This is a genomic window from Mesorhizobium sp. M7A.F.Ca.ET.027.03.2.1, from assembly GCF_003999175.1.
Lineage (GTDB): Bacteria > Pseudomonadota > Alphaproteobacteria > Rhizobiales > Rhizobiaceae > Mesorhizobium.
This window is the reverse complement of sequence record NZ_RZOM01000045.1, coordinates 1-12,604: the sequence shown is the minus strand read 5'-3', so window position 1 is coordinate 12,604 and position 12,604 is coordinate 1. Positions and strand designations below refer to the sequence as shown.

Below are 12,604 nucleotides of genomic sequence, written 5' to 3'. Positions count from 1 at the left end.
TTCAGGCGCGGTCGCAAGGGTCTTCAGACGGTCCGCGGGAATAAGGCCACCCTCATAGCCAGCAGGATTGACCGGGCCGTAAGCGATGAAATCGGTCAGCTTGGCCACGCGCGCAGGCTGTGTCATCGCAGCTATCAGCTTCATGGCCGCTTCCTTGTTCGGCGCCCCCTTCGGCACTCCAAGACAGTCAGTGCCAATGACGGAACCCTTGAACGTGTAGTCGGCCGCGCCGCCATCTTTTTTCACTGTCTCCGGCCGACCGTTCCAGGTAACGATCAAATCCGCCTCACCGTCTTTCAGCAACTGCGCCGACTGAGCGCCCGAGGTCCACCACACCGAGACATTTGGTTTGATTGCTTCGAGCCGCTTGATGGCGCGATCCAGACCCTCCGGCGTGCCGAGCACGGGATAAATGTCCGCCGGCGCCACGCCGTCGGAGAGCAGTGCGATCTCGATCGAGTCTTGAGCATTGGCGCGCAGCGCGCGACGACCAGGAAACTTGGCAACATCCCAGAATTCCGCCCACGTCTTCGGCGGGTTCTCGCCGTATGTCTTGGTATTCCATGACATGACGGTGCCATAGGAGTCGAACGGATAGCAGTAGTCGGACTTTGCGCCATCTGGCACCGACTTTGGGTCGATAATCTTGTAGTCGAGAGGCTCCAGCAGCGATTGTGCGGCAGCCTGTGCGCCTTCCGGTGAGCCAAGGTGAATGACGTCGGTCGTGATAGCCCCCGAGGTGACCTGCATCTTCAAGGCGGCTAGGCCGTCGCTTAGGGTCTCCTCGCGGACATCGTATCCAAGCTCTTTTGCAGCAGGACCCCACATAGCTTCCTTCATTGCGTTACCATAGTCGCCACCCGCTGTCGTAATGGTGACTGTTTGAGCATGGGCGGGCAAAGCAGCCGAGATTACAAATGCTGCTAAGGAAATGCGTAGCCAAGACATAGGTTCTCCTCCCGAAATTATGAAATTTCGCTCAAAAGCGCCGTTTCTCTTTAATCGTAACGTTACGATTGCACTCAACCTAAACCGAGTCAAGCTGCTTCCCCAAGGAGTTAGGATTGACCGGGATATCGAATCCGGTAACGTCACGGCGCTTCAGCAGGAAATACAGCCGGCGATTTAGCAATGAAGGCGGGCGACAATGGCCAATCTAAAACAGCTCGCGGTGGAACTTTCCCTTTCGGTGACGACGGTTTCCCGCGCTCTGAAGGACGGACCAGAAGTCCATCCCTTGACCATTGCACGCGTAAAAGACGCGGCGAAACGGGCCGGTTATCTGCCAAATCATCATGGCTACGCGCTCAAAACCGGCCGAACGCTGACGATAACGGCAGTATACCCGATGGAGACACAAGACCATCTGTCCGATCTATTGAAGCTTCCCTTGATCGAGGGCATGACGCTGGCGGCGCGGCAAGCGGGTTATAGTCTCTCCATCTATTCCACCACTCCCGATGACGATCCTGTCGAGAGTGTGCAGCGGCAGCTTCAAGCGCGCAGCACAGACGGACTGATCATCACGCGCATGGTGTCGGGCGATCCGCGAGTCAAGCTGCTGCTGGATGCAGGCATGCCATTCGTCACATTCGGAAGAACGGACCTGAACGTCGCATATCCTTACGTTGATATCGACAACGAACAGATTGCCTACGAGGCGACCCGACGGCTGATGGATAAGGGCTGTCGACGCATTGCACTGCAACTTCTCGTTCCGGAAGATCAGGCGAGTGCCATGCGTCTTGCCGGGTATCAAAGGGCGCTGGCCGAGGCCTGTATTCCGATCGACCAATCGCTGATCGGTCACGGCATGTTCACGATGGAATCGAGCGCAGGCTGGTTCGATCGCCTACTGGCGTCGTCAGATCGGCCGACCGGCTTGGCATGCGCCAACGAACTGGGCCTTCTCGGGGCGTTACATGCTCTTGGCAGAAGAGGTCTTGTGCCAGGGAGCGACGTCCACATCGTCGCTCGTGACAGCACGCGGCTTGCACGCTTCCTGCCGGCAAAGATCGGCGTTCATTTCGTGGATATGGCCGGGGTCGGACGCAAACTCATCGAGGTCCTGGAGAGCCGGATCATCGATCCGCTTGGCCCGGTCTCGACGATCTTGTTGCAGGGGAGATACGAGCCCGCTGAATAGTCTATCCGCAGACCCAACTTGCATTCTGCTGCGACATACGGATCCGCCTGACTACAACCCGGTTTTGAAAGTCACTCGGCTGGCGCGGCGCCGACCTGACCGGCGACTTCCTGGTCGAGCTCCGCCAGGAATTCGGTGATGCGCGCGGCATTGTCGCCAAGGTCGTAGCGGCCGTAGCGGGATGCCGACCGCATATCGACGATGACCGTGTCGCCATCGTCCGTCACGCGGATCGCCACATCGGCGGGAAGGCCGATCACGAAGCCCTTGGCGACGGCGGTGATGGTCACCTCGCTTTGCCCGGCGAGATCGGGATAGGGCTCCGACAGCTCCCAGTCGCGCCGGTCGAGTACGGTTTCGACGGCATTGACGACAGTCTCGAACGGCAGGTCGTAGCTGCGTGCGCTGACCAGCGGATAGCTATCGGCCTGCAGCCGCTGTTCGCCAGGCGTCGACGGCGCAAGCACGTTCATATCCTTCGTCCGGTCGCTCACGTCGAGCGCCGGCGGTTCGTCGAAATCCGTCGAGATATCCCTGAGCGGCGGATAGATCGTCGCCCAGTAGGCGGCGACGCCGTAGGGTGCGAGCACCAGCAGTGCCAGCAGCGCGCCGACCGTCAGGTCGCGGCCGCCGCGGTCGCCGAAATTCCACAGCCGCGAAAAGGCAAACCCGGCAAACAACAGCGCCATCGCCGCCAGCAGCGCGACAATGCCGAGCACCCACAGAAAGACAGGTGTTTCGACGAGATCGAAGCGATGGCCCACAAAGACCGTCAGCAGCAGCACCAACGAAAAAGCGGCCGTGCGCCGCGACCAGCCGGCCGCCTTCGACGTTTGCCGTTCAGGAATGCTAACCATCGTTTTCCGTGCTGCCCCAACCCGAACGGAGACTTAGTGCCTTTTTGCGATGGCATGAAGCCGAAACATGCGACATCGCGTCAATCGGTCGGCAAGCGATAGTCCTTGAATTGCTGGCGCAAGGTGATCTTCTGGATCTTGCCGGTTGCGGTGTGCGGAATTTCGCCGACGAAAGCGACATCGTCCGGCATCCACCATTTGGCCACCTTGCCATCCATGAACCCGAGAATGTCAGCCTTGGTCGGTTCCTTGCCCGGTTTGCGGACGACGACCAGCAGCGGCCGTTCGCCCCATTTCGAATGCTGAACGCCGATGGCTGCCGCCTCGGCGACATCGGGATGGCCGACAGCCAGGTTCTCGAGGTCGATGGTCGAAATCCATTCGCCGCCGGATTTGATGACGTCCTTGGCGCGATCGGTGATCTGCATGTAGCCGCCGGCGTCGATGTGGGCGACGTCGCCAGTGTCGAACCAGCCATCCTCATCGAACTGCTCCACGCCGGCGTCGCCATAATAGGCACGGGCAACGGCCGGCCCACGCACTTTCAGGCGGCCAAAAGTCTTGCCGTCCCAGGGCTGCTCGTTGTTGTCGTCGTCGGTCACCTTCATTTCGACGCCGAAGGGCGGGTAGCCCTGTTTCTGCTGGACGTCGAGCCGGGCTTCGCCCTCAAGACCAGCATGGTCCGGCTTCAGGGTACACAGCGTGCCGAGCGGCGACATTTCGGTCATGCCCCAGGCGTGGATAACCTGGACATCGTAGTTCTGCTGAAACTTGGTCATGATCGCGCGCGGGCACGACGAGCCGCCGATGACAACCTTGTTGAGATGGGGAAGCTCCTTGCCGGTCTCCTCCAGATGCTGCAGCAGCATCATCCAGACGGTTGGCACGGCGGCGCTGAAGGTCACTTTCTCGGTGTCGAGCAGTTCATAGATCGAGGCGCCATCCATCTTGCAGCCGGGCATGACCAGCTTGGCACCGATCATCGGCCCGCTCTGGCCAAGGCCCCAGGCATTGGCGTGAAACATCGGCACGACAGGCAGGATCGTATCGCGCGACGACAGTCCCATGGCGTCGGGCATGGCAGCGATCATGGCGTGCAGCACGTTCGAACGATGGCTGTAGACGACGCCCTTGGGATCGCCCGTGGTCCCGGACGTGTAACACATGCCGGCGGCGGTGCTTTCGTCGAAGGTCTTCCAGGCGAAGTCGCCATCCGCTTCGTCAAGCCAATCTTCATAGGCGACCGCGTTGGGCAATGTCGTCGGCGGCATATGCGCCCTGTCGGTCAGCACGATCACCTGTTTCAGCGACTTGACGGCGCCGGCGATCTTCTCGAGCAGCGGCACGAAGGTCAGGTCGACGAAGACTGCCTTGTCCTCGGCATGGTTCATGATCCAGACGATCTGCTCGGGAAACAGCCGCGGATTGAGCGTGTGGTAGATGGCGCCGATGCCCATGATGCCGTACCAGGCCTCGATATGGCGTGCGGTGTTCCAGGCCAGCGTGGCGATGCGGTCGCCCAGCCCATAGCCGTCGCGCTCGAGCCGCTGGGCGACCTTCAGGGCACGGCGATGGATGTCGGCGTAAGTGGTGCGCACGATCGGCCCCTCGATCGAGCGCGTCACGATCTCGCGCACGCCATGCTGCCGCTCGGCATTGTCGATGAGCTTATGGCAAAGCAGTGGCCATTCCTGCATCAGTCCCAGCATTCGATCCTCCCTCACGCTTTTGCGTTGTGCTTTTCGAGCTATTGTGGAGCGAACCGGCGGATTGTCCAGCCGCCAGCACCCCTGAGCGCCGCATTGGTGGAAAACCGCCACAATCCGGCCATCGTCGGCGTTAAGTTTCGTTAACGGGCAAAGGGGTGCGATTGGCGACTGAAAGAGGTTCGCATGGACGCGCAGCTCGACGACAAGGCTCTCGAGAGTACGCTTGCCGAAAGTCTGGCCGATCTGGTGCCGGACACAAAGACTGTTTCCGAAGATGAATTTGTTGAAGTTGTCGGCGGCGCGCTGGAAGCGGTCGGCGGCACGCTGCTGTTCAAGATGTGCGTCCAGAATCAGGGCGAGGACCAGCACGTCGCGGCCGCGTCAGTCGGCGATGGCGGAAACCGCCAGTTCCTGCTGCTCACCTTGCCTACCGGCGGCGGTTCCCTGAAGGTCGAGACCGTCTCGAGAAGCAGCAACCCGGTCGCCGGGATCGCTGCCGCCTATGCCGGTCTCATGGACGTGTTCAAGGCCGCCGCCTGACCGCTGACGACAAGTACCTCGAAGATTCCAGGGTCCGATTCATCAATGTCGGCCTCGGCAAGTTTTGCGGGCTGGATGGCGATAGCGGCCTTGCGCAACGGGCTTGCGCGACACACCTTAAGTCGACGCAAGGAGAGCCCCCCGCATGGATCAGATCGCCAACCCCGCACCCGGTTTCCAACGCAACCCGGACAAAATCATCACTGTCGAGCCCTATGCCGGCACCGTTACCGTGCGTGTCGGAGACGTGGTCATCGCTTCAACAACGAAGGCCAAGGTGCTGACCGAGGCCCCCTATCCGGCGGCCTTCTACATTCCGTTCGCCGACATCGATTTCGGCAAGCTCGGCCGCACCGACCACTCGACCCATTGCCCCTACAAGGGCGATGCAAGCTATTGGAGCGTGCTGCCTGCCGGCGAGACCGGCCAGAACGCCATGTGGGCCTACGAGCGGCCTTTCGACGAAATGGCTGAAATCCGCAACCACGGCGCATTCTACGCAAGCAAGGTCACGATCGAAGCCAAACCGGACTGAGCCAACGCCGAAGGCATCGAGATCCGCTCGGCTGGCCAGTCACTCCGTCGTGCCGTTATTGCCGATGCCCTCGGCATCGTCGAGCCGCACAAAGGTCAAGCCTTTGGCCTTGAGCGCCAGCAGCCCCTGGACCACGCCTTCGCCGGCCGCATGGGTCGGCTGGTTGATGTGCGAGATGATGACGTCGCCATCCTTGGCCGCCGCGATGCGCCGGGCGGTCTCCTTGGCGCCAAGCAAAGAGCCGCCGTCGCCATTTATCGAGAATCCCGCGACCTTGAAGCCAAGCTTGCGGATCATGGCGATTGACGACGGGCTGTATTCGGCGGTTGCGCCACGAAACCATTTCGGCGCCGGCTCGCCGGTCCCGGTAAGAGCGGCGGCTCCCGATTCGACCTCGGCCAGCACCGCATCCGGGCTGCCGGCGCTGCGAATGCCATAGATTTTCCGCGGCGTGTCGACCGCCGGGACATGGTGGCCGCCATGATTTTCCAGTTCGAACAGATCGGGATGCGCCCGCATGATCTCGACGGCGGCGGCGTTTCGCTTCAGCCAGATGCCGGTCACGAAAATGGTGGCGGGGATCTTGTTGTCCACCAGCGCCGAAAGGATCCGGTTGTCGGTCTGTCCACCGCACGCGTCGAGCGTAAGCGCCACACGGCCGGCTCCGCTCGCCTGCGACTTGATGTGCAGCGTCGGCTCGACGAGGGGCGCGGCATGGCTGGCGGATGCCATCGCCCACGACAGGGCGATCATGCAGAGATTTTTTTGCAGCAGGCGCATCAAACCGATTCCCGGACCCGTCATTTCAAGCAGGCATCCCAACGACCCGCATGAAGGCGGAAATCGGGATGGCGCATAGCAGAAAAGCGCTCCGCGACAATGTGACCGTTCCTGTGGGCGACAGGTCATTCCACCGCGTCGAGAGCGGTCGTGCATGCGGCGCATGATCTCAGATGGCGTGTTCCAGTTTCATTTCGGTGCGCGAAAGAACCTCGCGCACCGCATCGACCACAGGCTTGACCTCCAGGCCCCAGACGCAGCATGCCTTGCTGGGATCCGGCGCGCGGCAGAGGTTTTCGGCCATGCAGGCGCAAGGCATCGGCGGCTGGAGCGAGATGCTCGGCACGCCGACGGGACCCCAGCGCGACGGCTCCGTCAGACCGAACAGCCCGACAACCGGGGTCCCAGTGGCCGCGGCCATGTGCATCGGGCCACTCTCATTGCCGAGAAACAGCCGGGCCTGTTTCAGCACCGCCAGCAGGCTTTCAAGCGACAGGTCACCGACGAGATTGACGACCGACGGCGCGGTCCTGGCGACGATACGTTCGGCGATCTCGCGCTCGTCCGGGCCACCCACCAGGACGACGTCCAGACCAGTCTCGCCGGCGATCTCGACGATCACTGCTGCAAACCGCTCCGGCTGCCAACGTCGGCCCTCGAAGCTTGCACCCGCATGTACCGCGATGAATGCGTTTGGCCTCAGATGGTGCTTACCCAGCAGCGCCAATGCTTTCGCCGTCTCCATTGGCAGCGGCTCAAGGTTTGGAATCACCGTGCGAAGTTCGATGCCGAGCGCTTCGAGCGGCGAGAGGTAGCGGTACAGGAAATGCTGACCATCAAAGCCGTAGGGCTTGGCAAAAACATTGGCGGGTTGCCGCTCCAACATACGCAAGGGTCTTTCGGAAGGACTGTAACCGACACGGGTCTTGGCGTTGACGAGCCCGGTGACGATGCGCGACGTCTTCGAGTCGGTCAGGTCGATGGTCAGGTCGAAACGGAAGCGGCGCAACGCCTGCACCATGGCGTAAAGCTCTTTCCCGCGCTCCAAGGACGTGCCGCGCATGCGGTCGCGCCTGAATGTGACCACCTCGGAAGCTATATCATGGGCGATCACGAAGCTCTCGAAGCGAGCCTCGCACAGAAAGACGATGCTGGCGCCGGGGAATGCGAGCCGCAGGTTCTTGGCGAGCGCCGAGGCGAGGACGAGATCGCCTATGAACTTGGTTTGGACGACCAGGATCGAGTGGAACGGCGCGGGAGAAATCTGCAGCATCTGTTTCCGGGAGCAATTTGCGGATAGCCGCAAATTGGGCAGGAACAATGTCAAGATTGCGCGACGCCGCCAGCACGTTCGCGTGAATTGCCTTACAAAACGGTAAGCTGGATGGATCCTATCGGCGGCCTGCCTTCGCAACCAGCACCGCAGCCTGCGCGGCCGCCAGCCTGGCGATCGGTACGCGATAGGGCGAACAGGACACGTAGTCGAGGCCGACCTCTTCGCAAAAGCGGATCGAGGCCGGATCGCCGCCATGTTCGCCGCAGATGCCGAGCTTGATGTCTGGCCGCGTCGCCCTGCCCTTTTGCGCGGCCATGCGCACCAGTTCGCCGACGCCGTCGATGTCGAGCGAGACGAACGGGTCCTGATCGATAATGCCCTTCTGGCGGTAGGTTTCCAGGAACGAGGCCGCATCGTCGCGCGAGATGCCGAAGGTCGTCTGGGTCAGGTCGTTGGTGCCGAAGGAGAAGAATTCGGCTGACTCTGCAATGACATGGGCACGGATCGCGGCGCGGGGGAGCTCGATCATCGTGCCAGTGAGATAGTCGATCTTGACGCCGGTTTCCTCCATGACGCTCTTGGCAACCGCATCGATGCGCGCCTTGACGTAATCGAGTTCCTTCACCAGGCCGACGAGCGGCACCATGATCTCGGGGACCACCAGAGCGCCGGCCTTCCTGCCGGCCTCCACGGCCGCCTCGAAAATGGCGCGCGCCTGCATCTCGGCGATCTCGGGATAGGAGACTGCCAGGCGGCAGCCGCGATGGCCGAGCATCGGGTTGAACTCGTGCAAGGCCTCGGTGCGCTGCCTGAGCTTGTCCGGCGACACCTTCATGGCGGCGGCGACCTCGGCCACCTCCTCCTCGGTCTTCGGCAGGAATTCGTGCAACGGCGGATCGAGCAGGCGGATCGTCACCGGCAGGCCGGCCATGATCTCGAACAGTTCGAGGAAGTCCGAGCGCTGCATGGGCAGAAGCTTGGCAAGTGCGGCGCGCCGGTCCTTTTCGGTGTCTGCCAGGATCATCTCGCGCATGGCGACGATGCGGTCGCCATCGAAGAACATGTGCTCGGTGCGGCAGAGGCCGATGCCTTCGGCGCCGAAGGAGCGCGCCATGCGCGCGTCGAGCGGCGTTTCGGCATTGGTGCGCACTTTCATGCGGCGGACCGCGTCCGCCCACTCCATGATGGCGGCGAAATCGCCGGAAAGTTCGGGCTGCAGCATCGGCACGGCGCCCTTCAGCACCTGGCCATTGCCGCCGTCAATGGTGACGATGTCGCCCTTGCGGAAGGTCGAGCCCATCGCCATCAGCGTGCCGGCCTTGTAGTCGACACGCAGCGAGCCGGCCCCGGAGACGCAAGGCTTGCCCATGCCGCGTGCCACCACCGCGGCGTGGCTGGTCATGCCGCCGCGCGTGGTCAGGATGCCTTCCGCCGCATGCATGCCGTGGATGTCTTCGGGGCTGGTTTCGATGCGCACCAGGATCGCCTTGCGGCCCTGCGTCTTCAATTCCTCGGCGTCGCCGGAGGAAAAGACGATCTCGCCGGTGGCGGCACCGGGCGACGCCGGCAGTCCGATGCCGATGACGTCGCGCGCGGCCTTGGGGTCGATAGTCGGATGCAGCAACTGGTCGAGCGAGGCCGGGTCGATACGGGCGACGGCTTCCTCTTTCGTGATCAATCTGTCGCGCGCCATCTCGACGGCGATTTTCAGCGCCGCCTTGGCGGTGCGCTTGCCGGAGCGGGTCTGCAGCATCCACAATTTGCCGCGCTCGATGGTGAATTCGAGATCCTGCATGTCGCGGTAGTGCTTCTCCAGACTGTCGGAGATGGTGACAAAGGACTGGAACGCGTCAGGCATCAGCTTCTGCAGCGACGGCCTGTCCGAGCCAGCTGCGATACGTGCCGCTTCGGTGATGTTCTGCGGCGTGCGGATGCCGGCGACGACGTCCTCGCCCTGCGCGTTCACCAGGAACTCGCCATAGAGCATCTTTTCGCCGGTCGAAGGGTTGCGCGTGAAGGCAACGCCGGTGGCCGAGGTTTCGCCCATATTGCCGAACACCATGGCCTGGACGTTGACCGCGGTGCCCCAGCTTTCGGGAATGTCGTGCAGCCGGCGATAGGTGATGGCGCGGTTGTTCATCCAGCTCGAGAACACGGCTGATATCGCGCCCCAGAGCTGCTCATGCGGATCCTGCGGAAAAGGCCTGCCGAGCTCTTCCTCGACCTTGGCCTTGTAGAGCGCGATGACGCCTTGCCATTCGAGCGCCGTGAGTTCGGTGTCGAGCTCGTGCCCGAGCCCCCCCTTCTGATCCTCCAGGATTTCCTCGAACACCTCATGGTCGAGGCCCATGACGACATCGGAATACATCTGGATGAAGCGGCGGTAGCTGTCATAGGCAAAGCGCGCGTCGCCGGAATCGGCGGCCAGCGCCTCGACCGTCTCGTCGTTCAGGCCGAGATTGAGCACGGTATCCATCATGCCGGGCATCGAGGCGCGAGCGCCCGAACGCACCGACACCAGCAGCAGTTTCGACGGGTCGCCGAACCGACGGCCGGTCAGCCGGCCGATGTGATCGAGCGCGACCGCGACATCGGCTTCCAACCCGGCCGGATAAATACGGCCGTTGGCGTAGTAGGCGTTGCAGACCTCCGTGGTGATGGTGAAGCCCGGCGGCACCGGCAGCCCCAGGCTGCACATCTCGGCCAGGTTGGCGCCTTTGCCGCCCAGGAGATTCCTGTCGCTGGCACGGCCTTCCGCCGCACCATCGCCAAAGGTGAAAACCCATTTGGTCATGCATCGCTCCGGTTGCAGGAGACTGGAAAGATTGGCGAAACGGAAAGTTCCGCCGGTCCGTCCTTGGAGCGATATGATGCTGCAGTGCGAAAGGCAAGACATCGGCAAAGCCACCTGGCCACTACAATCGATTAAGCAAAGCCGTGCTCCAGCATGCGGCAAAAAGACTTGCCAAGTCAGGAATTCTGGGGTAGAACATACAGTGAACAAACAGGTGCGCCATGAAACTGCCCGGAAAACTCGACTATCTGGAAATGCCCGCGACCGGTGGAACGCTGGACCGGCTGAAGGCTTTTTACAGTACCGCCTTTGCCTGGTCGTTCACCGATTATGGGCCGACCTATTCGGCCTTTGCCGAAGGCCTGGACGGAGGCTTCCAGGCAGATGCCGCGGAAGCGCCATCAAAGCCGCTGCCCGTGCTCTACAGCAGGGATCTGGAGCAAACCCTCGACGCTGTCGAAAGCGCCGGCGGCACGATCGTCAAACCGATCTTCCCGTTCCCCGGCGGCCGGCGCTTCCACTTCGTCGATCCAGCCGGAAACGAGATGGCGGCGTGGTCCGAATAGCCCGCTGCATATCATTTGCCAGCGCTGCGTTGCCTGCCCAATTCGAGCGTTCCAACCGTCACTCATAAGGATTGTGCTTTTTGGCTGCTCTGCTAATAACGCGCCGCACAAGCGACTCTGACGGCAATTGGGGCGTCGCCAAGTGGTAAGGCATCGGTTTTTGGTACCGACATTCCCAGGTTCGAATCCTGGCGCCCCAGCCATCCCGCGAAGGTCCGTTCCTGACACATGGGACCCGAGGGTACCTTTGCGACCTTCCATGAAGCCGATCAGCTAATAATTCGACTGTTTCATAAATCCAGATGAGCCAACGCCATCGCGGCAAATCGGGTCAGCATTTGCACATGATCTGTAAAGTGTCGCCTTGAACATCTCCTTCTTTCCATACATAGGTCGGCCAGGTGGGTGGCGGCTCAACATGGAACTTCAATGAACCTCCCTATCTTCGCCATCAACCTCGATCGCGAGACCCAGCGCTGGAGCGAATTGCTCGCCAGCGCCGAGGCGGCCGGCCTGACCTTGCAGCGCATTGCCGCCGTCGACGGTCAGGCGCTTGCTGAAAAAGACTGGACGGAGATCGATCTTCCAGCCGCGCGCAAGCTGAGCGGGCGCGACATCCTTTCGGGCGAATATGCCTGTTACCGCAGCCATATCCGGGCGCTGGAAACGTTCCTGGCCGGTGGCAGCGCCCATGGCCTGATTGTCGAGGACGACGTCCTCTTCAGCGAAAACACCATGCGGCGCATCGAGGCCATCATCGCGGCGGTGCCGGATTTCGATGTCATCAAGCTGACCAACCATCGCATGAGCTTCTTCATGCGCGCGGTCGAGACGGCGGAAGGCGACGAGATCGGTCGTGCGCTGCATGGCCCGCAAGGCTCGGCCGCCGCCTATCTGGTGACGCGAGAGGGCGCGCAGGGTCTGTTGTCGGCGCTCGCCGTAATGAAAATGCCATGGGACGTCGCGCTCGAGCGCTTTTGGGATACCGGCCTGAAAGTCTATTCGGTCCGCCAAAACGTGCTTGGCTTCGCCGCCAGCAGTGGGGTCTCGGGCATAGCCGGTCCCTCGGGAAGCTACAAATCCGCAAGACTGGGCGGGCCGAGCCGGCTACGTGCCGGGGTGTTACGGGCCAGCGACGAACTGCGCCGCCTGCATCACGTCCTGCTGCCGCCCCCTCTGCCGCGAAATGCCCTGGATGATGCCAAGGACAACGCGCCGCGCCACACCTTGCTTCTGTTGCTTGCGGCACTCGCCGTTCTCGCTTTGGTCTCCGCGGTGTGGCGCGAGGCCGACACCTACCGCTATGCGGGCCTGGCGCTGGCCCTGGTCGCGGTCATCCGCTGGTTCAGAGTGGATTTGTGGACCTACAGCAAACCGCTGATCGGTTGGGTCGGCTTTCTG

General features: G+C 62.0%; 11 protein-coding genes and 1 tRNA gene. 6 read left to right on the top strand and 6 right to left on the bottom strand.

The window, feature by feature from the left end; translation table 11 throughout:
- Window positions 1-840, bottom strand: an 840-nt coding sequence (locus EN750_RS03885) for an ABC transporter substrate-binding protein (protein ID WP_245482602.1), incomplete at its 3' end; no start/stop codon positions are given.
- A 307-nt stretch (window positions 841-1,147) separates the two neighbouring features.
- Here EN750_RS03885 and EN750_RS03880 point away from each other — a divergent pair.
- Window positions 1,148-2,146, top strand: coding sequence for a LacI family DNA-binding transcriptional regulator (locus tag EN750_RS03880; protein ID WP_127395680.1), 999 nt, complete (start codon window positions 1,148-1,150; stop codon window positions 2,144-2,146).
- Between the two features lie 71 nt (window positions 2,147-2,217).
- Here the strand turns inward: EN750_RS03880 and EN750_RS03875 are convergent, their stop codons facing one another.
- Both EN750_RS03875 and EN750_RS03870 read right to left on the bottom strand, forming a co-directional pair.
- Window positions 2,218-3,003, bottom strand: a complete 786-nt coding sequence (locus EN750_RS03875) for a DUF1499 domain-containing protein (protein ID WP_027035904.1) — start codon at window positions 3,001-3,003, stop codon at window positions 2,218-2,220.
- A gap of 80 nt (window positions 3,004-3,083) precedes the next feature.
- Window positions 3,084-4,712 carry a fatty-acid--CoA ligase gene (locus EN750_RS03870; RefSeq protein ID WP_127395679.1) on the bottom strand — a complete coding sequence of 543 codons (1,629 nt, stop codon included), beginning with the start codon at window positions 4,710-4,712 and terminating at the stop codon, window positions 3,084-3,086.
- 183 nt (window positions 4,713-4,895) lie between these two features.
- On the opposite strand from EN750_RS03870, the gene EN750_RS03865 reads away from it, so the two are divergent.
- Complete coding sequence (locus EN750_RS03865; RefSeq protein ID WP_013532740.1) at window positions 4,896-5,252, top strand: hypothetical protein; 357 nt, start codon at window positions 4,896-4,898, stop codon at window positions 5,250-5,252.
- Between the two features lie 145 nt (window positions 5,253-5,397).
- Window positions 5,398-5,787 carry a DUF427 domain-containing protein gene (locus EN750_RS03860; protein ID WP_127270456.1) on the top strand — a complete coding sequence of 130 codons (390 nt, stop codon included), beginning with the start codon at window positions 5,398-5,400 and terminating at the stop codon, window positions 5,785-5,787.
- A 39-nt stretch (window positions 5,788-5,826) separates the two neighbouring features.
- Here EN750_RS03860 and EN750_RS03855 read toward each other — a convergent pair whose 3' ends face one another.
- From EN750_RS03855 to ppdK, 3 genes are all read right to left on the bottom strand, one after another.
- Window positions 5,827-6,567 carry a polysaccharide deacetylase family protein gene (locus EN750_RS03855; protein WP_127395678.1) on the bottom strand — a complete coding sequence of 247 codons (741 nt, stop codon included), beginning with the start codon at window positions 6,565-6,567 and terminating at the stop codon, window positions 5,827-5,829.
- Window positions 6,568-6,736: 169 nt separating this feature from the next.
- Window positions 6,737-7,840: a glycosyltransferase family 9 protein gene (locus tag EN750_RS03850; protein WP_127395677.1), complete on the bottom strand. Its 1,104-nt coding sequence runs from the start codon at window positions 7,838-7,840 to the stop codon at window positions 6,737-6,739.
- A gap of 118 nt (window positions 7,841-7,958) precedes the next feature.
- Window positions 7,959-10,637 (bottom strand): pyruvate, phosphate dikinase, encoded by a 2,679-nt coding sequence (ppdK, locus tag EN750_RS03845; protein ID WP_127395676.1) that lies wholly within the window; start codon window positions 10,635-10,637, stop codon window positions 7,959-7,961.
- A gap of 221 nt (window positions 10,638-10,858) precedes the next feature.
- Between ppdK and EN750_RS03840 the strand changes: the two genes are divergently transcribed.
- From EN750_RS03840 to EN750_RS03830, 3 genes are all read left to right on the top strand, one after another.
- Window positions 10,859-11,203 (top strand): VOC family protein, encoded by a 345-nt coding sequence (locus tag EN750_RS03840; protein ID WP_127395675.1) that lies wholly within the window; start codon window positions 10,859-10,861, stop codon window positions 11,201-11,203.
- Between the two features lie 128 nt (window positions 11,204-11,331).
- Window positions 11,332-11,406: transfer RNA gene (locus EN750_RS03835), tRNA-Gln, on the top strand.
- A 226-nt stretch (window positions 11,407-11,632) separates the two neighbouring features.
- Window positions 11,633-12,604, top strand: a 972-nt coding sequence (locus EN750_RS03830) for a glycosyltransferase family 25 protein (RefSeq protein ID WP_145967396.1), incomplete at its 3' end; no start/stop codon positions are given.